Origin of the sequence: Paraburkholderia sp. RL17-337-BIB-A, assembly GCF_046025895.1 — a bacterium.
GTDB lineage: Bacteria > Pseudomonadota > Gammaproteobacteria > Burkholderiales > Burkholderiaceae > Paraburkholderia > Paraburkholderia fungorum_C.
In genome coordinates this window covers 3263582-3284170 of the sequence record NZ_JARESY010000002.1, presented here as the reverse complement: position 1 = coordinate 3284170, position 20589 = coordinate 3263582, and the positions used below count along the sequence as shown (strand labels likewise).

The 20589-nt window shown below is 58.8% G+C and carries 18 protein-coding genes and 3 pseudogenes; 11 read left to right on the top strand and 10 right to left on the bottom strand.

All coding sequences use genetic code 11. The features are described from left to right. Nucleotides 1–8 precede the first annotated feature (8 nt). Both P0D84_RS35295 and P0D84_RS35290 read left to right on the top strand, forming a co-directional pair. The gene (locus P0D84_RS35295) at nucleotides 9–1055 is read left to right on the top strand and encodes a GntR family transcriptional regulator (RefSeq protein ID WP_408344704.1); all 1047 of its coding nucleotides are present in this window, start codon (nucleotides 9–11) and stop codon (nucleotides 1053–1055) included. 88 nt (nucleotides 1056–1143) lie between these two features. After that, nucleotides 1144–1269: pseudogene (locus P0D84_RS35290) on the top strand (IS6 family transposase); the annotation flags it as partial. Nucleotides 1270–1420: 151 nt separating this feature from the next. On the opposite strand, the gene P0D84_RS35285 reads toward P0D84_RS35290, so the two are convergent. From P0D84_RS35285 to P0D84_RS35260, 6 genes and pseudogenes are all read right to left on the bottom strand, one after another. Beyond that, a complete protein-coding gene (locus P0D84_RS35285; protein ID WP_408344701.1) occupies nucleotides 1421–2575 on the bottom strand; it encodes a CobW family GTP-binding protein in 1155 nt (384 codons plus the stop codon). Then, a complete protein-coding gene (locus P0D84_RS35280) occupies nucleotides 2572–2946 on the bottom strand; it encodes a hypothetical protein (protein ID WP_408344697.1) in 375 nt (124 codons plus the stop codon). Before P0D84_RS35280 ends, P0D84_RS35285 begins: the two co-directional genes overlap by 4 nt. 31 nt (nucleotides 2947–2977) lie before the next feature. Continuing rightward, nucleotides 2978–4267 carry an oxalate/formate MFS antiporter gene (gene oxlT, locus P0D84_RS35275; RefSeq protein ID WP_408344694.1) on the bottom strand — a complete coding sequence of 430 codons (1290 nt, stop codon included), beginning with the start codon at nucleotides 4265–4267 and terminating at the stop codon, nucleotides 2978–2980. A gap of 67 nt (nucleotides 4268–4334) precedes the next feature. After that, nucleotides 4335–5213, bottom strand: coding sequence for a polysaccharide deacetylase family protein (locus P0D84_RS35270; protein WP_408344691.1), 879 nt, complete (start codon nucleotides 5211–5213; stop codon nucleotides 4335–4337). 177 nt (nucleotides 5214–5390) lie between these two features. Beyond that, a pseudogene (gene tnpA, locus P0D84_RS35265) lies at nucleotides 5391–5832 on the bottom strand (IS200/IS605 family transposase). A 374-nt stretch (nucleotides 5833–6206) separates the two neighbouring features. Further along, nucleotides 6207–6956: a 3-oxoacyl-ACP reductase family protein gene (locus P0D84_RS35260; RefSeq protein ID WP_408344688.1), complete on the bottom strand. Its 750-nt coding sequence runs from the start codon at nucleotides 6954–6956 to the stop codon at nucleotides 6207–6209. A gap of 179 nt (nucleotides 6957–7135) precedes the next feature. On the opposite strand from P0D84_RS35260, the gene P0D84_RS35255 reads away from it, so the two are divergent. The 8 genes and pseudogenes from P0D84_RS35255 (at nucleotide 7136) to P0D84_RS35220 (ending at nucleotide 16381) form a co-directional block, all read left to right on the top strand. After that, nucleotides 7136–7855, top strand: coding sequence for an IS6 family transposase (locus P0D84_RS35255; RefSeq protein WP_408344685.1), 720 nt, complete (start codon nucleotides 7136–7138; stop codon nucleotides 7853–7855). A gap of 639 nt (nucleotides 7856–8494) precedes the next feature. Continuing rightward, complete coding sequence (locus tag P0D84_RS35250; RefSeq protein ID WP_408346287.1) at nucleotides 8495–9598, top strand: IS5 family transposase; 1104 nt, start codon at nucleotides 8495–8497, stop codon at nucleotides 9596–9598. A 382-nt stretch (nucleotides 9599–9980) separates the two neighbouring features. Further along, nucleotides 9981–10174 (top strand): annotated as a pseudogene (locus P0D84_RS35245) (IS6 family transposase); the annotation flags it as partial. A 96-nt stretch (nucleotides 10175–10270) separates the two neighbouring features. Continuing rightward, nucleotides 10271–10816 (top strand): SRPBCC family protein, encoded by a 546-nt coding sequence (locus tag P0D84_RS35240; RefSeq protein WP_408344682.1) that lies wholly within the window; start codon nucleotides 10271–10273, stop codon nucleotides 10814–10816. A gap of 546 nt (nucleotides 10817–11362) precedes the next feature. Then, on the top strand, nucleotides 11363–11830 hold the full coding sequence (locus P0D84_RS35235; RefSeq protein WP_408344679.1) for a hypothetical protein: 468 nt from the start codon (nucleotides 11363–11365) through the stop codon (nucleotides 11828–11830). After that, the gene (locus P0D84_RS35230; RefSeq protein WP_408344676.1) at nucleotides 11779–12672 is read left to right on the top strand and encodes an FAD binding domain-containing protein; all 894 of its coding nucleotides are present in this window, start codon (nucleotides 11779–11781) and stop codon (nucleotides 12670–12672) included. Before P0D84_RS35235 ends, P0D84_RS35230 begins: the two co-directional genes overlap by 52 nt. Next, nucleotides 12669–15395 carry a molybdopterin-dependent oxidoreductase gene (locus P0D84_RS35225; protein WP_408344673.1) on the top strand — a complete coding sequence of 909 codons (2727 nt, stop codon included), beginning with the start codon at nucleotides 12669–12671 and terminating at the stop codon, nucleotides 15393–15395. Before P0D84_RS35230 ends, P0D84_RS35225 begins: the two co-directional genes overlap by 4 nt. Further along, on the top strand, nucleotides 15392–16381 hold the full coding sequence (locus P0D84_RS35220; RefSeq protein ID WP_408344670.1) for an antibiotic biosynthesis monooxygenase: 990 nt from the start codon (nucleotides 15392–15394) through the stop codon (nucleotides 16379–16381). Before P0D84_RS35225 ends, P0D84_RS35220 begins: the two co-directional genes overlap by 4 nt. A 173-nt stretch (nucleotides 16382–16554) precedes the next feature. Here the strand turns inward: P0D84_RS35220 and P0D84_RS35215 are convergent, their stop codons facing one another. From P0D84_RS35215 to P0D84_RS35200, 4 genes are all read right to left on the bottom strand, one after another. Beyond that, on the bottom strand, nucleotides 16555–16677 hold the full coding sequence (locus tag P0D84_RS35215) for a hypothetical protein (RefSeq protein WP_408344667.1): 123 nt from the start codon (nucleotides 16675–16677) through the stop codon (nucleotides 16555–16557). Nucleotides 16678–17073: 396 nt separating this feature from the next. Beyond that, nucleotides 17074–18078 (bottom strand): GlxA family transcriptional regulator, encoded by a 1005-nt coding sequence (locus P0D84_RS35210; RefSeq protein ID WP_408344664.1) that lies wholly within the window; start codon nucleotides 18076–18078, stop codon nucleotides 17074–17076. 541 nt (nucleotides 18079–18619) lie between these two features. Further along, nucleotides 18620–19168, bottom strand: a complete 549-nt coding sequence (rfbC, locus tag P0D84_RS35205) for a dTDP-4-dehydrorhamnose 3,5-epimerase (RefSeq protein WP_408344661.1) — start codon at nucleotides 19166–19168, stop codon at nucleotides 18620–18622. Between the two features lie 710 nt (nucleotides 19169–19878). Beyond that, the gene (locus P0D84_RS35200; RefSeq protein ID WP_408344658.1) at nucleotides 19879–20082 is read right to left on the bottom strand and encodes a hypothetical protein; all 204 of its coding nucleotides are present in this window, start codon (nucleotides 20080–20082) and stop codon (nucleotides 19879–19881) included. Between the two features lie 281 nt (nucleotides 20083–20363). Here P0D84_RS35200 and P0D84_RS35195 point away from each other — a divergent pair, with 281 nt between their 5' ends. After that, entirely contained in the window at nucleotides 20364–20585 is a 222-nt protein-coding gene (locus tag P0D84_RS35195; RefSeq protein ID WP_408344655.1) for a hypothetical protein, read from the top strand. Nucleotides 20586–20589: the final 4 nt, after the last annotated feature.

The window sequence follows — 20589 nt, the reverse complement described above, 5'->3', positions numbered from 1 at the left end:
ACCTGAAGATGACAAGACGCACACGCGCTCCGGTTTCGCTGCCGCCCTCGCTTGCGGAAGCTGCGGTTGATGCCGACACCCGACTACGCTACCGCCTGATCCACGACCACTTGAAGAAGGCGATTGCGCTCGGACGCGTGTCTCCTGGACTGGTGTTGGTCGAGGGACCGGTCGCACAGATCTTCGGCACGAGCCGCGTGCCGGTACGCAAGGCGTTTGAGATGCTCCATGCCAGCGGGCTGCTGCACACGTTCGAAGGGCGCGGCTACCTGGTCGCACATCCCGACGGTAGCGTGGCTGCGCCGCTACGCGCACCGTTGTCCGAAGTGACGCTCGGCCTGGACGATGCACCCGTTGCGCTAGCGCTGCCGTCGAACAGCGAGCGAATCTACCACGTGCTCGAAGCGGCAGTCTCGATCGGGATCGCGTTCGGTCATTTCCGCATAGACGAGAGCGTAGCGGCGGAAGCATTTGGCGTGAGTCGCAGTACGGTACGTGAAGCGCTGAACCGACTTCGCGATCTCGGACTGGTCGAGAAGTCCGCTTACTCGCACTGGCTTGCCGGTCCGCTGACTGCGCGAGCGGTAGCGCAGGACTATGAACTGCGGATGTTGCTTGAGCCGGCCGCGCTTCGCGCCAGCCAGCCTTTGCTCGCGCATGATGTACTCGCCCATGCGTATGCCGAAATCGAAGCTGCGATCCGCGACCCGGATTCTATCGATGCGGATGGCTTGCAGCGGCTTGAGATCGCACTGCACGTCGACTGCCTGCAGCATGCGCACAACAAGAAGCTACTGCGCACGATCGGGCATGCACACATGCCGCTGACGGTGAATCATGCGTTCCATAACGCCTTCAATCTGCATCCCGACGTGGCGACGCTAACGGAACATCGCGCGGTATTGCGGCATCTGCTCGAGAATGATGTCGACGCGGCAACCGCAGCACTAAGTGCGCATCTGCATGCCGCGAAAGATCGCACGTTGAGGCGGCTAAAGGTGCTTGCGGTGCTGCCCGAACCGGATTTGCCGAAGTACATGCAACGGATTGCGTGATTGACTGGCGTGAGATCTAGATTTTCGTAGACGTGCTTTGGGTGATCGTCCTTTTCGTGCAGAATCTGGCGCTTTTATCGGGTTTGATCAGGGGCGCGCACCGCACGCCGTCACGCTCGAGGGCAACGCGGCCTCACACCGGGCGGTCCGTGAGATGAAAGCTGACGGCGTGCTGCCCGAAGACACCAAGGTCCGATCCTCGAAGTATCTGAACATAACTTGCCGACAGGCCGTTCTCGCAACAATCGGCTATTTGCACCAGAACCCGCGGGACGATGTGCCTGGTGTATCGCCTGACCCCACGGCTGGCGAATGAGGCGTCGGCGGATCGGGCCTGCGACGTGAGGGTTTGGCGCGGACTGTATTCAATGATCAGGTTCTTCGAGTCGTTGACGGAACCGCGCATAGGATGCTTCGACCCTGTCGCGTGCGAGCCCCTCCGTGATGAAGACGAGTGTCGACCTCCTCTGGGCATCGGGCCACGCGTCAAGATGCAGCACCGGATGGACCACGTGCTGCACGGCGTGCAGCACCACCGGCTGAGCGCAGCCCACGATCGACAACAGGCCTTTGACGCGCAGAATCTTATCACCGTGACGGTTCAGCAACAGTGTGAACCAGATTGTGAATACCTGCCAGTCAATCGGCTCGTCGATCTGCATGCAGAATGACAAGATGTCCGGTGACGCCGGTCGTTCGGGCACAGCAAGCGACGGCATCGCGCGATGGTGCGCGAGCGACACAGGGTCTCTCGACCTGGAGCGGTAACTGCCCTCGCCGCGCGCGCTATTAAATTCGGTGGCGGGTTCCACGGGGGTAGCCGAATCGAAGCCCGGAAATGCCGCCCCGCGCGCCAACGCGCGTTGCCCGCTGCCGAGCCGGCGCATCAGATCAGTCGTGATAGCGGGAGTGAAGAGTACATCGGCCATTTCCGCCTCGCTTGCGCGTACCAGCACTTCCGCGGCCGGGTTCAGTGTCGCGAGCGTGCGGACCAGCGCGGCAATGTTCGCAGGGTCGACCAGGTCAGACTTGCTGATCAGGATCCGGTCGGCAGCGATCACTTGCGCCAGCCATTCCGGATGCCGGGCGCGCTGCTGCACCGCGTGGAGCGCGTCGACCACGGTTACAGTCGCGTTCAATGCATAGTGACTGCGGGTGCCTGGATCGGCGAGCAGTGTCGCGATGATCGGCGCCGGTGTCGCAAGGCCTGTGGTCTCCAGCACCACTCGGGAAAACGGCGGCAGGTCCCCGCGCGCGCGTTGCGAAAACAGCGTTGCCAGGGCCTCCTTGAGCTCACCGCGAATCGAGCAGCAGACGCAGCCGTTATCGAGCAGCACAGTGCGTGCATCGACCTCACCGACCAGCAGATGGTCGAGTCCCACTTCGCCGAACTCGTTGATCAGGACGGCGGTGTCTTTTGCCGCGTCGCCATGAAGCACGTCGGCCAGCAATGTCGACTTTCCGCTGCCAAGAAAACCGGTGACGAGCGTGACCGGCAGGATGTCGTAGCTAGGGCTCATGATGCAGATTGCTTGTCCGCGAAATGGTGGCCGATGCCGGCGGCCGCTCGATCGTCGAAGGGTGGCGTCGAAAGTGGCGTCGCTTCGTCAGTGTCAAAAAGGGTAAGCGGATCGAGCGGTCTTCCCAGCATCTGCTCGGCAACGCGCCAAACCTGCGCGAAATCGCCCACCAGTTCGCGTGCGCCCGTCGGCGACGACAGGACGAACGATTGTCCATGAAAATCGTCGAGCCTGAGCCGATACAAGGTGAGCACGCGGTTCGCCAGTGCCACATGGATGAGGCGCTGGCGTCGCGTGTTTGCCCTTTCCACCGGCAGGTTCGCGTTAGACCAGTGATTGCCGCCGCCCAGCAGCCCGCACATTCCACACATGCTCAGGCTCCGTGTGGTGCTGGCTTGCTCTTCACCGCGGCTGCCCCGTCAGGAAACGCTTGCGCATCGGCTTCAAGACCCACACTGCGAGCAGTGCGGTGGAAAGATCGAGAGTGATGGCCGTGCCGAACACCGGCATCCAGCTGCCCGTGCGCTGATGCACCAGTGCGGCAACGGGCCCGCCGAAGATCGCGCCGGCAGTCGTCGAAAGGTACAACCAGCCGTAATTTTCGATCGCATGGTCGGTGCCGAAGGTGTCGGTCAGGGTCGAGGGGAACAGCGAATAGATCTCCCCCCAGCCGAGAAACACCACGCCCGAGAGCAGCACGAACAGCACGGCGTTTTCGCGCGTGAGCAGCCACAGAGCCATCGCAACGCCTTCGAATGCAAACGCCATGCACATGGTGTTTTCGCGCCCGATCCGATCCGAGACCCAGCCGAAAAGCGGGCGCGTCAGGCCGTTAGCGAAGCGATCGATGGTGAGTGCCAGCGGCACCGCCGCCATGCCAAACACGAGCACCCTGGTCACGCCGAAATCCGCGGCGAAGGTGGCCAGTTGCGACGTGACCATCAGGCCCGAGGTGGACATCATCGCCATCATCAGGAACAGCAGCCAGAAGATCGGGGTCTTCAGTACCTGTGACGGGCTCAGGTGCCGCCCCATGGAATGCTCGACCGCGCGCGGCGGAGCTGCTTCGAGTTCCGGCGGCGGCAGGCGCAAGCCGAGCGCGGCGGCAACGCCGACCACCCCAAACAAGATCCCAAAGATCCACAACGTGGCATCGATGCCGCGCGTTTGCAGCGACCACGCGATCGGGAAGGTGGTGACGATCGCCCCCATGCCGTAGCCCGCAGCCGCCACACCGGCGGCAAAGGCCCGGCGGTCTGGGAACCAGCGCATCATGAGCCCGACCACGCCGACGTAGACGCTGCCCATTCCAATGCCGCCCAGCACGCCGTACGTGAGATAAAGCATCATCACGCTCTGCGCCAGCGACGCCAGCACCCAGCTCAGGCCTACCGTCAGGGTACCGATCGAGATCATCAGCCGCGGACCGAAGCGGTCGATCAATCTTCCCTGAACCGGGGAAGAGAAATTCTGCAGAATGAGGACCAGCGAGAACGTGACCTGCAGTTCGGGCAGCGCGACGCCGAGCTTGGCGGCAAGCGGCTGGGTCATCATCGTCCAGACGTATTGCGGACTGGAGATTGACATCATGCAGATGAGCCCGAGGCCCAACTGGATCCACCGGGTATACGTGGTCGTCGTCGAAACCGTCCCGACGGCGGGTTCATTGAGGGGCTGCGAGCCTGTTCTCATTGGTTATCTCCCAAATACATATCGTTACGCCCGGCGCCATATGCACGAGCTAGACCCCACAGCCAGATCAGCCGCGCGGATGGTTGGCCAGGAAGTCGTCGGCCATCTGGTCGCAGGTGCAAAAGCGCACGCCGTCGTGAGCGCGGAAGTGGGCGATCAGGCGCTCGAGCATCAACAGCACCTGTGGACGACCAGCGACGTCCGGGTGGATCGTGATCGGGAACACGGCATAGTCGTATTCGCGATAGACCCAGTCGAACTGATCGCGCCACATCTGCTCGATGTCGCGCGGATTGACGAAGCCATGGCTGTTCGGCGACTTCTTGACGAACATCATCGGCGGCAGATCGTCGAGGTACCAGCTCGCCGGGATCTCGACCAGACCAGTCTCCTGCCCGCGCACCAGCGGCTTCATCCAGGTGCTCGGGTGCTTGCTGTAGTCGATCTTGGTCCACGTGTCGCCAACGCGAACGTAGTACGGGTGGAAGTCGTTATGCATCAGGCTGTGGTCGTACTTGATGCCTTTCTTGATCAGCAGTTCGTTCGACACCGGACTGAATTCCCACCAGGGCGCCACGTACCCCGTCGGCCGCTGGCCCGATAACTGCGTGATCAGTTCGATACTGCGATCGAGCACGGCCTCTTCCTGCTCCGGCGTCATCGCGATGGGGTTCTCGTGGCTGTACCCGTGCAGGCCGATCTCGTGACCGGCCGCCGCGACCGCCTTCATCTGTTCCGGGAAGGTTTCGATCGAATGGCCCGGGATGAACCAACTGGTCTTGAGATTTTCACGCTCGAACAGTTTTAGCAGACGCATCGAACCGACCTCTCCCGCGAACATCCCGCGTGAGATGTCGTCGGGCGAGTCTTCACCGCCGTAAGAGCCAAGCCAGCCCGCCACAGCGTCGACGTGGATACCCAATGAGACAAGAATTTTCTTAGCCAAGTTTTCCTCTTTCCTCTGTCGATTGACAACCGTGCCCGCACGGGTCGTTCGCCACCATATGTATGTTGTCGACCAGATGCGTTGATAAGAGCTGAGTGAATCACCACTTTCGTAGAACGTGGTTTCGCATTAAGCTCTCATAGGGGGCACACCTAGCGGCCCCTCTGAGAAGGTCCTCTACCCCGGTTCCGACTGAAGCTGCTCTTGATGCATCTCTTCTTTCTCCTCCTGGAACCGAACGTACTTTTGAATCATCCCGCTGTTCAAACCGACCGAATCTGCGCAATAACCCTTTGCCCAAAAATTATTGCCCCAATAAGGCTTCTTCTTCAAGAATGGAAAGGCCCGTAAATATTCGTGTGGCAGTACGTCCTTTCAGGACGCCCATCAGTCCGGATACCGACAGCTTTTGCGGAATGCTCACCAAAAGATGCACATGGTCCGGCTGAACATTGAGTTCTACAACCTCGCAGCCCAGTTGCTGACAAAACACCATCACACATTTGTAGACCTCTTTGCCAACCGGACCTCGCAGCACACGGAACCGATACTTCGGCACCCACACAATGTGGTATTGACAATGCCATATGACATGCGATGCTCTCTTGAACCTGCCCATGCTCGATTTCCTTCCTATGCGTTGTGGGGACAACACACAGAAAGGTACCTGCATGGGCAGGTGCTCTAACAGGCATAGCCAGTTAGGCGATGACCACGCCCATAGGGCGTGGATTTCGACTTGTCATTAAAAGTCTCAATGTCTCGAGAATGGAAAGCATACGAGTCGGTCAGCCAGCGGAAGTGCCCACGCAAAACCGTCTTGACCCTCGGGCTTAAAATGCCGGCTTGATCAACCCAAGCGTATTCGAGATGACTGGGTATCCCCGCTTCACCACTAACCGCGGCCTGCTTGTTTTGTGCCGAAGCAGCCATTTCTTGAATGGATTCTGCGAGTAGATCCTGAGCCGCTGAAGCTAAGCTCGAAAATCGATTTCACAGCATCACATCCCCACCGTTCGGTCCAAGTGTCTGTCCCACGTAATAAGAACCTCCCGCGGACGCCAAGAGCACGGCAGTCGGAGTGACTTCGTCAACCAGTCCGAATCGGCCGATGGGAAGTTGGGCGAGTTTTCCGCTACGCCACTCTTCCGTTTCGCTGTCGAGTAGCGGCGTCTCGATCGGCCCCGGCGCGATTGCGTTGACGAGCACTCCGCGCTTGCACACCTCGCGCGCAAGAGACTTGGTAAACCCAATGACGCCTGCCTTGCTCGCGGCGTAGTGTCCTGCAGCCTCGCCACCGATCTGCCCGAGCTGGGACGCGATGTTGATGATGCGTCCATTGCCTCTCGCGAGCATCTGCCCAATCAAGGCGCGCGTGCATAGGAACGTGCCTCTTAGATTGGTGTTCACGACGCGGTCCCAATTTTCGATCGACATGTTCTCGACGAGCGACTCTGTGAAAATTCCCGCGTTGTTGACAAGGATGTCGACTCTGCCGAACCTTGCAATCGCCTGCTCCGCCATGACGCGAACGCTGTCCGCGTCGCTCACGTCGGTACGAGTGAACAGTGCCTCACCGCCGTACTCCCGAATTGAAACGAGAACTTCAGCGGCCAGAGATTCTTCCACCAGGTCCGCGACGACGACGCTAGCGCCTTCGCGAGCGAAGGCGCTAGCTATGCCTTTACCGATACCCGAAGTTGAACCGGTAACCACCGCGATTTTCCCCGCTAGCTTGCTCATCTTCCACTCATTATGTATTTCATCGACAATATACGTTTATTAAATACTGAAAAAATTGCGCAGAATATGAGGGTAAGTACTTATATGGAGCGCCTGCCTATCGAGCATGCCGCGGTTCTGGTGCAAATAGGCTCGGCGAATCGGTTAAAGTATTCAGCCCAACAATCTGGTGGTCGGTGATGAGCAAGCGCAAAGGCCTGGAGGCGTTGTTTGATGGGCGACATTTTGATCGGGAGATCATCATTCTCTGCGTGCGCTGGTACCTTCGCTACAAGCTCAGCCTGCGCGATCTGGTCGAGATGATGGCCGAGCGCGGTTTGTCGCTGGTGCACACCGCGATTATGCGTTGGGTGAAGCGCTTTACGCCGGAGTTCGTCAAGCGCTGGAATCGTTTTGGCATACCCACAGGGCGGTCGTGGCGTGTTGACGAAACCTACCTGAAGATTCGTGGCAAATGGGTTTATCTGTACCGTGCGGTAGATCGAGCCGGCCAGACGGTGGACTTCATGCTCAGGGCGAAGCGCGACGTGGCCGCGGCCAAAGCCTTTTTCAGCAAGGCAATCAAACATCAGGGACAGCCGCCGGAGACGATCACGCTCGATGGGTATGCCGCCTCACACCGGGCAGTGCGTGAGATGAAGGCCGATGGCCTGCTGCCTGAGGACACGAAGATCCGGTCCTCGAAGTACCTGAACAATCTGATCGAGCAGGACCATCGAAACATCAAGTCCAGAACGAATGTGATGCTCGGCTTCAAACGGTTCAGGAATGCCGCGGCTGCGATTTCAGGCATCGAATTGATGCATCGCATTCGCAAGGGTCAGTTCAACTTCTCCATGGTCGGGCTCAAAGATACCGCTGCGCCCGCTGTCTGGAATGCCGTCCTGTTCAATCGATAAGGCATCCATATCTATAGGAAGCATCTCTGCCAGACAAGCCATTTGCACCAGAGCCGGAAATACGATGTCCTCGTCAGGTATGACATGGAGCCGGAAATCGCTGGTCGTCACACCTGACGAAGCGCTCGGCCGATGAGCCGCGCTCTTTGAACGCTAGTGACTCAAACGGGTCGGACCTGTGAGTTCACTGATGCAGGAGGCTGCCGTCGAAACGCTCATTGCCGCCACCGTCAGCAATCCGTCGGATTGCTGACGTACAACCGAGACTGCCTCAATGACGGCTTTGGCCGATTTCTGGACGCTCGGATGCGCGGCGACGGCGGCGGCGAGAAGGCTGATCGCTAGGTCGGGCGCTCTCCGCCACGGCGGAAGTTTTATGGTTTAAAGCTGTCGATCTCGGAAGTTATTTGAGTAACAGGAGCGGTGAAGTGGGTCTGTTTGACCGCTTAAGTCGCCCAAGACGAAAGTTATTTGGTTGATTTTCCGGAAGCTAATCGAGTTCCTCTACACAAACAATTTTTTAGCCAGGTTGCATGCCCCTCGGTTTCCCCTAGCAGGCTGCGGAAATACCGACGCCGATGAGTCAGCGGATGAGACGACTGAAACGTTATTGTGATGAAGCCCTAACCCTGAGAGATGATGCGCGGCGCCGATACCTTCACCGAGAGCCTGTTCACGATGCACAAGCTGGAAGACTTTGTTCCCGCGAGTCACCCGCTGCGCGCGATTCGCAAGATGGCCAATGCTGCGCTGGCGAAGATGGAGCCGTTGTTTGCCCGCATGTATGAGGCCGACATCAAGGGCGGGCGGCCCAGCATTGCGCCGGAGAAACTGCTGCGGGCGATGCTGTTGCAAGTGCTCTACAGCGTGCGCTCCGAGCGACAGTTGATGGAGCAGGTCCAATATAACCTGCTGTTTCGCTGGTTCATTGGGCTGTCGATGGACGATAGCGTATGGGTGCCGACCGTGTTCACCAAGAACCGGGAACGACTGATTAAACATGACGCGGTCATCGAGTTCTTCAATGAGGTGCTGGCCATTGCACAGCAGAAGGCCTGGCTATCAGGCGAACACTTCAGCGTTGACGGTACGCTGATCCAGGCCTGGGCCGGCCATAAGAGCTTTGTGCGCCGTGACGATGACGACCAAGCCAATGGCGATGGGGGCAACTTCAAAGGCGAGAAGCGCAGCAACGACACCCATGAGTCGAAGACCGATGTTGATGCGCGACTCTATCGTAAAGGCGGCACGGCCAGTGAATTGCGCTACATGGGCCATACCTTGAGCGACAACCGCCACGGTCTGGTGGCCAACGCCGTGGTGACGATCGCTGATGGTTATGCCGAGCGCGAAGCTGCGCGGGTCATGATTAACGATGCCAGACAGGCGCTCGATGACCCGGCGCATGAGATCACGCTCGGAGCTGACAAGGGTTACGATGCCCAGGACTTCGTGCAAGCCTGTGTGGACATGAAGGTCACGCCGCATGTGGCGCAGAACAAGTCGGGACGCCATTCGGCGGTGCCGGAAGCGATTGCGCAAAGTGTGGGCTACGCCATCTCGCAGCAAAAGCGCAAACTGATCGAGCAGGGATTCGGCTGGGCCAAGACCGTTGGGGGCATGCGTCAGGTGATGGTGCGCGGCCTGAAGAAAGTGGATCAGATGTTTGTGCTGACGATGGCGGCGTACAACCTGGTTCGTATGCGCACCTTGGGACAAATCCGTGCGCAGGAGGCGCAATAAGCTAAATCGGGGCTAAAAACGGCACCGACTAGCCACCAGAGACGGGATCGGCCAATCAATTCCCGGATGGTGGAAAAAACGACTCCGGCTTCCCCTTCGGGAGGAAAGCCGCTCGTGATTGCTTCGGGTATTTCCGCAGCCTGCTAGATCCCCTCGACAATGACACGGGGATGCCGCAAGTCTCGAACGGGGAGCTCGTCGTACTCGAAGTTATCGAAAAGTTGTTCAGGATACGCGCCCGCTGCGCTTGCTAACCAGAAGGCGCTCGCAAGCCAATTGTCAATTCTGCTGAGCGTTCGCGCGCGGAACGGCCCGTTTCTCGGGCAGTGTCGCAATAAGGCCCTGCGGTAAAATCCGCGGTCCGATATCGATGACGAACGCGATGGCCAAGAAGAAGAAAACACTGGGCAAGACATTGCCCGCAGGCATTGGCAAGGTGTTGAACGCCTGCGCTAGCCGCTGGATGTGGTCCTGCTGTGTGTGCGGTGGTATGTGGCGTACCCGCTGAGCCTGCGCAACCTCGAGGAAATGATGGCCGAACGCGGTATCGGGGTGGACCATTCGACGGTGCACCGCGCTGACGCGAGATGACCACTCCCGGACCAGATCGCCCTTGATCAGGCACTCCGCAGTAAGATGCCTTCGTCCTGAGCGTCTAGGGTACAAATCGCCATGAAAAACCGTACTCGGTATGTAACGGCAATATTGGCCGTGCTCGTTGTCATCGGTTTGCTCTTGATGCCATTGCCGCAGCAGGTTGGGCTCGACACGCACATCGTTACGGTTGCATCGATCCAACGTCCTTCCAAAGTCGTGTTCGACTATGTCACGACACCCGCTCACTGGCCAGTCTGGCATCCATCATCGCTCGCGGTCAGTGGCTCCGTTGACCATCCGCTCGATCTGGGCGAGCGGGTGGTGGAAGAGTTTCGCGTGGCGGGCAGACATGGCAGTGTGGTGTGGACAGTCATTGCACGGAAGCCTCCAGGCAAATGGACAATAGAAGGAAAAATTGACGGCAGACCGGCTGGCACCGTCACGTATTCACTGACATCGACCGCGAGCGGAACACACTTCGAGCGAGAATTCACTTATCGCGCGCCATCATTGTGGTTCGCGATACTCAACTGGCTTGTTCTGCGTGCGCGGATTCAAGCGGAATCCGACACGGCAGTGTTGCGGCTTAAGAGTCTTCTGGAAGTTACACCGCAGCATTAGCAATCTTGCTCGGCTGGCACTTCGATTTGCCGCATTTCGACAAGCCCCGTCAGCCAATACAAACCATCTGACGGCCGCTTGCAAGGAGAAGCGAAGCGTAGGAGCGGAGCGTCATATACCGAATGCGTACGAGTCAGCACACGGCCAAAGGACATCGGCGCCGTCGATTGAGGCAAGTATCCGGTTAGTCACGGGGGCAAGGTCAGTTAAAGGTGGTTTGCCGGCCTGAGCCGACGTTCGTGTGTTGGCGCTGATATGCCCGCTCACAGTTGGCGCACAGCCGCCATTCGCAAGAAACATTCTGACGCCGAGTCGTCGACCATGCGGAACCTTCAGTTTTGGCCGAATGTGACCAGTCGCGACTGTTTGCTTGTGCTCCAGTCGTGCCTATACTTCACCGGGAGATAAGACGTACCGGCTTCGTTAGGAGTCGGAGAAGTACGCAGTGCGCTGTTGGCGTGGCACACACCACTGCGGCGTCCGGCATTCATCCAACAACGGCCGGTGAGTCGCTCAGGTCATTAAGAACAACAAGAAGGGGACGGCATGATCCGGCGTGCGCGTTTGTTCGGCTATCTTTTTGCCTGCTTGCCATTGCTGGCGTTTGCCGGATCGTCTGATGCCAACGGTCTTCCAGATTACTGGAACGGCTTGATCACCCCACAGTCCACCCCGCCGGAAGCCTCCGCGACCGCGAATGTCCTGGCGCTCAACACCAGCATGTTCGAGTTGTATGACGCGGCTGGGCAGACCTTCACCCAAAACATTCTGGCGACCCACCCCGTCATACTCGCGCTGTTCTCCGGGGAGGGTGGCAATTTCACCCTCTATCGTCCCGGCCAGCCGCCGCTGCAAGCGCCACCAGTGCCGATCGTCTATCAGGTTTTGAAGTCTGTTGGCCATAGCACGATGGCGCTGGCCGAAGTCGTAAGCGCTTATCTGACCAGCCCACAGAACCCGTCGTGGCGCGGCCCGATCCTCGCTGTCAACACTGCCTTGACCACCATCGCCTGAAGGCCCGCATCATGAATCTAAATACGATCACGACTGTCAAGCGCCCTGCGAACGCCGATGAGGTTGGCTGGTGGGAGGCGGGCGACGCCTGGCTAGCTGGGGGCACCTACCTGTTTTCAGAGCCTCAACTCACCACCCATACCTTGATTGATATCGAGCAATTCGGATGGCCTGCATTGCAGGTGACTCCCAACGGGCTTGAGATTGCCGCGACGTGCCGCATCATGGAGATCTATCGGCTGGAGAGTCCGGCTGAATGGGTGGCCGGTCCCTTGCTACGCGAGTGCTGCGATGCGCTGCTGGCTTCCTTCAAGATATGGAACGCGGCGACGGTCGGCGGCAATATCTGTCTGTCACTACCGGCTGGCGCGATGATCTCGCTGGTCACGGCGCTCGAAGGCACGCTCACCCTGTGGCCGCGCAATGGCACCGCCCGCACGGTTTCTGCACTTGATTTCGTCACCGGCAATCACCAGAACATTCTGCACGCCGGCGAATTGCTGCGTAGCATCCATCTGCCGGCGACCGCGCTCGCCAGGCGCTACGCATTGCGACGCGCCTCTCTCGTCAAGCTCGGGCGCTCGGCAGCACTATTGATCGGCACACGCGGCAGCGACGGCGATTTGCTGATCACCATCACCGCGTCCACGCCGCGGCCAGTTCAGTTGGCTTTTGCGGATATCCCCACTCCGGACGAACTGCGGCGCGCGATCGCATCGGCCATTCCCGACGATGACTATTTCGACGACGTGAACGGCCTGCCGGAATACCGGCGGCACCTTACCTACTACTTCGCGGAACAGATCCGTGCCGAGCTGGCACAGTCAGGGGGCAAAGCATGAAATATACGGTCAACGGCGAGCCTTTCGCGGCCGAGCCGGAGCCCGGTCAATGCCTGCGCACCTTGCTGCGTGATTTCGGCATGTTCGGGGTGAAGAAGGGGTGCGACGCCGGCGATTGCGGCGCCTGCACCGTCTGGCTGGACGGCGAGCCTGTTCATAGTTGCCTGATGCCGGCATTTCGTGCCGCCGATCGTGAGATCACGACGATCGAGGGACTCGCTGCGCACGGCGAACTGCACCCGTTGCAGCAGGCATTTCTCGATGCACAAGCATTCCAGTGCGGCTTCTGCACCGCGGGCATGATAATGACAAGCGCGTCACTCGACGCGGACCGCCGCCGGGATCTGCCTTACGCACTCAAAGGCAATCTGTGCCGATGTACCGGCTATCGCAGCATCGACGACGCAATGCATGGGCGAAAATCCGCAGTAGAAGATGTTGCGGGCGAGGCGTGCGGTGCGAGCCTGCAAAACCCGTTTGGCAAAGACATCGTGACGGGCCGCGCACGCTATACGATGGATGTGGCAATCGACGGCCTGCTGCATCTGAAAGTGGTGCGCTCGCCGCACGCTCATGCCCGCATTCTCAAGATAGACAGCACGAAGGCGCTGGCCGTGTCCGGCGTTGTCGACGTCTTTACCTGGGAGGACGTGCCGCGCCGGCTGTTCAGTACGGCCACTCATGAGGATCATCTGGTCGACCCGGACGACACCTACGTGCTGGACAATGTCGTGCGCTTTGTCGGCCAGCGGGTGGCAGCCGTGGTCGCCGAGACCGAAGCTGCCGCGGACAATGCCTGCCGCCTGATTGAGATCGAGTACGAAACGCTGACTGCGGTGTTTGATCCAGTCCTCGCCATGGCGCCAGGCGCGCCGCTCCTTCATGACAAGGGACAGGCCGCGCAAGGCAATATCTACGTCGATATTCATGGCGAGGTCGGCAGCGTCGAAGAGGGGTTCGCCGCGGCGGATGCGATCCACGAGAAGACCTATTCGACCTCGCGGGTCCAGCACGTCCATCTGGAAACGCATGGCTCGATCGCCTGGCGTGACGACGATGGCCGGCTGCATGTGCGCACCAGCTCGCAGGCGCCTTTTATCGCGCATCAGAAAATCTGTCACATCTTCGGGCTCAGGCCGGCTCAGGTGCATGTCTTCACGGAGCGGGTCGGCGGCGGCTTCGGCGGCAAGCAGGAAATGCTGTCGGAAGATCTGTGCGTGCTCGCGACGCTAAAGACCGGTCGGCCGGTCAAGTGGGAATTCACCCGCGAGGAACAGTTCATCGCCGCGTCCACGCGTCATCAGATGACTACCCACGTCAAGCTGGGCGCGACCCGCGATGGCATTCTTACCGCGCTGCAGGTCAAGGTGATCTCCAACACCGGCGCGTATGGCGGACACGGCGGCGAGACGCTGGCCGCCGCGCTGGGTAGCCCGCTGGCCGCGTACCGTTGCGGCAACAAGAAGGCGGACGGATACGCGGTCTACACCAACATGGTGCCGGGCGGCGGCTTTCGTGGTTACGGCGCGTCACAGACGACCTTTGCAATCGAATGTGCGGTCGACGAACTGGGCCAGCAGCTTGGTTTGAGCCCGTTCGATATTCGCCGGCGCAACATGGTCGGTCCCACGGACTGGATCGAGTCGGTCTGGAAGGAGGTGGCCGATGTCGAATTCGGCAGCTACGGGCTCGATCAGTGCATGAATCTGGTCGAAGGCGCGCTGGCCGTCGAAGGCGGTTTGCCCAAGCCGGCGGGCGATGAGTGGGTCGAGGGCGTCGGCATCGCCCTCGCGATGCTCGATTGCGGGCCGCCCACTGAACATCGGTCTGGCGCTGTCATGTCGCTACTGGCCGATGGCAGCTATCACCTCGCAGTGGGCTCGACGGAGATGGGTAACGGTTCTGTGACCTCTCACCGGCAGCTAGCAGCCGAGGTGCTTGGCACGCGACCCGATGCGATCGCAATCATCAATGCCGATACGGATCGGACACCGTACGATAGCGGCACTTTCGCGAGTACCGGCACGGTAGTGGCGGGTAAGGCGGTGACGCTTACCGCGGGCGCACTACGCGACAATATGACAGATTACGCGGCCCAGCATACCGGTGTGCCTGCCTCAGAATGGCGGCTGGAAGGCACTCACCTGGTAGCGGGCGGGCACCGCATCGCGCTGACCGAGCTGCATGCAGCCGGAACGCGTGACGGGCATCGTTTCGAGGCCAAACGCAAGGCCTATCTTTCGCCGCGGACCACAGCCTTTAACGTGCAAGGTTTTCGCGTTGCGGTGCACCTGGTCACCGGGGAGATCCGGATTCTGCGCAGCGTGCATGCGGCGGATATCGGCCGGCCGATCAATCCGATGCAGTGCCGTGGCCAGATCGACGGCGCCGTCGCGATGGGGATCGGCTGGGCCTTAACAGAGAACATGGTGCACGACGCAAGCGGCCATATCGTGAATGCGGCGCTGCGCAATTATCGGATACCGGCTTTCGCCGACATCCCCCGCACCGAGATATTCTTCGCCGACACTTACGACAGAATCGGACCATTGGGTGCCAAATCGCAAGGCGAGTGTGCGATTAACCCGGTGGCACCGGCGCTCTCGAATGCCGTCAAGAATGCGACCGGCGTGCGGTTCGCTGCTATACCCATGACACCCGACCGTATCTTCGACCGTCTCGTAACCGTCCTTACACCATGTTCGAGCGAGGCTGACAGGTGAATGAAGATCGCACGGGCGGCAACTACAGCAACGACAGCAGGACCACCGACGGTGGCGCCACGATCGTCACGCAAACCCGCCCGCTGGCCGGTCACGAAGAGGCCTTTAAGCGTTGGCAGGATGCGATGGGAGAGGTGATCGCCACGTGGGAGGGCTTTATCGAACAGGAGGTCATACTGCCGAGGCCGCCGGCCCAGATCGACTGGGTGATCCTCCAGCGCTTTGTATCGTCGGACGCGGCCGCCAGCTGGCTGCGCTCTGCGCAACGGCTCAGCCTGGTCGACAGTATTCAGCCCATCCTGGCCGGCAACGACGATATTCATCTGGTCAGGGACGGCGCGTCGGGCGTATTGCCGGCGCCGGTTTCCGTGGTCATCTCGACGCGCGTCAAGCCCGGCGAGGATATCGCTTTTCGGCGCTGGGAACAGCGCATCGCCGCAGTCCAGGCTCGCGCTGCCGGCTTTCAGGGCTACCGGTTCGAGCCGCCAGTGCCGGGCGTGCAGGACGACTGGCTGGCGATCATCCGGTTCGACTCGGAAGCCAATCTGCAGAACTGGCTGAACTCGCCCGAGCGGCTCGAGTTGTTGAAGGATTCGGATTGCTTTACAGAGCACCTGGATACACGCATCGTTCGCAGCGGCTTCGATCAATGGTTTTCGGTGGACAAGCGGGATGCGGCGCCAGTACCGGTCTGGAAGCAAAACATGATCGTGTTGAGTTTGCTGTATCCAGTGGTGTTCCTGTTCGGATTGCTAGTGCAGACGCCGATGCTGATGAAGCGCATCGGCATGCCGTTCTGGCTGGCGCTATTTGTTGGAAACGTCGTTAGCGTGGTGTTGCTGAACTGGCTGGTACCGTGGGCCAGCAAGCGCTTGAGCTGGTGGCTGCAGCCGGCCGCGCAGAAATCGATGGGCAATCACGTGCTGGGAGCTGGCGTCGTCGTCGGCGTCTATGCGGTGTCGTTGCTGGTGTGCTCGCGGCTTTAGCCCCCCGCCAACGATCGCTGACGGATGTTGCCCACTTGACCGTCGTTGCGGTATCAACGTCCGCGCCGTTCAAAGTAACTTTCATGCTGTCCACACAAAAGCGCATTTCCTAAGTGAAATTCACGTGAGTAATCCTAATATTTTTGCATTTTTTTGTATTGCATGTGGACCACTTATTCTAAAATCGATGCCGCAGTCGGCTGATCCCCGAATGCTTTGGTCCACCTGTCAGGATGGGCCATTTTTTTGTTGATCCATGCCGCCGAAACCTTGTCCTGCCGCGCTGCTTCGCTCATGGCCGACGTCTATGGTCCTACACTCGCTGCACCGCCTCGTCCGCCATGCTGATCACCGCTATCTCGTATCAATCTTTGATTGTGCATGGCCATCTCAGGGGTCGAATCTCGTATGCGTCCGCTGAGACTCGGTCCGTCGCCGGTAGGAGAGAGTGAACATTTGGTTGGGAATGCAGATAATTGGCGTGCCAATTCCGTGAGCGTATGCCGTCTTGTACGCACGCAAGCGCGATGCAAAGGTGTTGCCAATTTAACGACGGAGCAATGCGATGAACACGGCAGTTGGCGAGACTATGGTAGACCGAACCAGTCGCGTCGCGGATCTCGAATTCCGAACTTCAGTAGCATGCCATCGGCGAAACCGGCGCCTTCTTCAGCGTAGCCATAAATCGGCCGTTACGACGACAATCGCGAATGCCGTTTGCTGGAGCGATACTCGGTAGGCGTTTTCCCGAGATGCTTCCGGAAGAGTTTAGAAAGTCTACCGCCACTGCCGATTCCGCAGCGACGCGCTATCTTATCGACCGGTAGAGTGCTTTCAATAAGTAGCCGGCAACTCATGTTGAGTCGCACATACAGAAGATAGTCGGAGGGCGTTACGCCCATCTCGATCTTGAAACGCCGAAGAAAATTTCGCCCACTCATCGCTGCGACCTGCGCCGCCTTGTCCATCGAAATGGGTCGATCACCGTTTTCTTCCAACCATCGCGCTGCCGCCTGAATTTGTTTGCTGACGCTGACCGATGCGTTCCTGCTCAAAATAACGCCGAACTGCGTTTCAGCCGGCCGCGCCACCCAGCCGGCGATCTGGCCGGCAATTGCCACGCCCAAATCCGCTTCGACAACGCTTAACGCCGCCTGCAACGGGCTGAACGGAACGGTCAAAACAGCAACACCCGGAGCGTCACGCGGGGTTTCGTGATTGCCTTCGCCGCGTTGCCGAGCGTTGACGGTCTGTCCAAATCCGGCCGCTTCAAGAACCAGTCGTCCTTCGCCAATCGGAAAGACGAGGTCGCTACGCAGGCAGGCCCGACGCAGCCACGTAATCAGTTGTTCGTCGCGCAGCGCCTTGTGTACCTCTCGACCGCCGACAATGAATAGTGCCCGGAAATTTTCGGCGAAGCGGGAGGCTTCGATACTTTCAGTCCAGACGAACACCGAAGACGAGCTAGCGACTCTGCCACCGGAAACCGATAAAAGGTCAACGTCATATCGTGTTCTATCGGATTGCTCGGGCCCAGCAAGCGCGTTTGCCGACTGGAACACATCTATGACCGCGGCAGCCTCCGGAAGCGCGAAACCGTCGAACAAAACTATGCCGATATGTCCGACCCGTTGCAGGTTGGGTCGCCCCTCAGCGCGTACTATCTTCTCATCATAAACGTCCGTAGAACACTTCATCTCAACTTTCCCCCGGAAGCGATCGTAATATTACGGCTGACTTGGAGCGAGATTAATCCTGTGTGATCCTACATAGGCATTAATGGCGTTGTGATGTGGCGTCTGAATCCGCCAATATGTTGGCGGAGAAGGTCAACGCTGAACTTCGGATTCGATGCGCTCTGAAGGGATTGCTCTCAGGTGGAAATAACCTGGAGTATCTGTGACGTAATTGCAGATAGACTTTGCTGGTTTATTGGCGCATACGACGCTTGTGCTCGCGTTCAAGTGAGGAGAGTGAGCTTGCCAATAGCGACATAATTTGGCTGACCAGTTATGTATAGACGGCCGTGATGTACTGCTTACGAATGGCGTGTGGCGGGGTGGGTTTAAAAAAATCTTCCGCAACTAGTTTGGCACAACGCCCATTGAGTATCGCGCAAGCAGGCGAGCCACTGAATCAACCGGTGCGTCGGATACTCAGACAGATATGTGATCTTGTCCCGCCCCGTCGACGTACAAGCCAATTGGCGGTGGATGGCCTGTTTAGGAGCGGTCTTCATCAGTAAACCTCGGCCATGCTGAAACTTGTGCCAATCGCATCCCTCGCGGCAGTAATGGGCGGCTTGCACAGATTCCATGCAATGCCAATATCAGGGTCATCCCATTTCAACGTCCGCTCATGCTTCGTGATGGCGCGCTCGGTTGCTTTGCAGAGTATTTCCGCGACGTCCGACAATACGAGGAACCCGTTTGCAAAACCCGGCGGTATCCACATCTGGCGGCAATTGGACGCCGATAGTCGCGCACCGACCCATCTGCCGAATGTTGGCGACCAGCGCCGAAGGTCAACAGCGACGTCATACACTTCTCCGCTTATGACGCGGACCAACTTGCCTTGCGGGCATTGAATCTGGTAGTGCAGGCCGGACAGAGCGTTATGCGTAGACACCGCGTGGCGCTCCTGCACGAACGTGTAACCGCGCGCTACCTTCTCCTCGAATTCATTCTGGTCAAAACTATCGAAGAAGACTCCTCGCATATCAGAGAGAACGTGTGGTTCGATCAGTTTGACGTCGCGAATTGTCGTGTGCTTAACGTTAATAGGCATAGGAGAAGATTGAGATGTCGAAGCACGTGCCCGCCAACTAACGGCGCAGGACGTGCGAGATAACGCGTCCTACGACGGATTGACAGTACCAAACCGCGAAATTGATGTCATGGAAGACTTCACATTCGAGTCCTTTGCCATCTGTTCGCTTGCGCTGCGTTTTTCGACGAAGCAATTGTTCGCCAGTTCTATGCTACTTGCGGAAATGTACATTGTGAAATCGCAGCCCATGTGAACACGGATGATACTGGAGAGGAGGTTTCCTTTAACGCCAAAAAATTGGCTCAATTCGCCATCTCCCACTACACAGCGATGAGTCGGAGTCAGCTTGCCTCCGAAAAAGCGAATCTCTTGCTGAGTGTGAGACCTCAAGCAAGGGGGAGAAACGATGACGAGCAAGGCAACGCGGGCGCAGTACACGCTCGATTCAAACTGGAAGCGGCACGGCCGAGGAAGAGCCGTCAAAGCCCGGCGATGGTGTCGGCGACACTGGGGCGGTGCAGCAGCCCATGCTGCTGTGGCGAGGCTTAGCCAGCAAGCCAATGGGGCATTATCGAAAAAGCCACGTCACCACGAACATCAGCGCGATGATGAGGCATACCCAGTCAGAGCCTCCCATAGAGCATAAAGTATTCGGCATCCCATGGACCTCTGCATTGAAAAAAAGCCCGCTTGCCTCAATGAGGCTGCAGGCTAGAACTCCGAGGTCGCTACGCTCCGAGGTGATCGATGCCGATCATAGAACAGCAGAAATCTCCGACGGTGATGGTGGCGGGACGCAACATCGACTTGGCCGAATGACACCCGAATACGCCGTCGCCGGGGTATTCGGCGGGGCAAATAGCACCATGACAAATCAGGTCAGTAAATTTCCAGTTGGACATCACGTTGCGGATCGAGTCGATCCAGGCCAATTCCCTTCTGGTTTGATTCAGTCAACAGCTTATTTCAATCCGCCGCCGCCACTCGTCGCACTGTGCCATCGCCTACACTCTACCTCGGCCCATGGGAGGAGTTACCCCCGTAGCTCTCCGATGTTTCGCCTGCCGCGATCCTTTGCGGCAGGCATTTTTTCCTCCGCCAGTACCCACGACTGATAGCCCCTCGCACTGACCTTCCGCCGCTTTACTGCAGTCAACCTGGTCAGAGGTGACAGCGCAAATAGATCGATACGCCGGACCCATCGGAGCGCAGAATGTTTCGCAAAAAGAGGAACGATGCCGACGAACTCGTGAAGTTAGCTGGTCTGAGGGCGGATGAGGCAATCAACGACATGGAATACGGGCTTCAGAAGGCCAAACTGATTCACGACGGCAATAGACCGGCCCGGCGACGGCGACCATGGTGGAATTGGGTTCTCGCGTTCGCCATTCTGGTTTTCTGCCTGACATCGAACTACATGCTCGGCGAGAGATGAAACG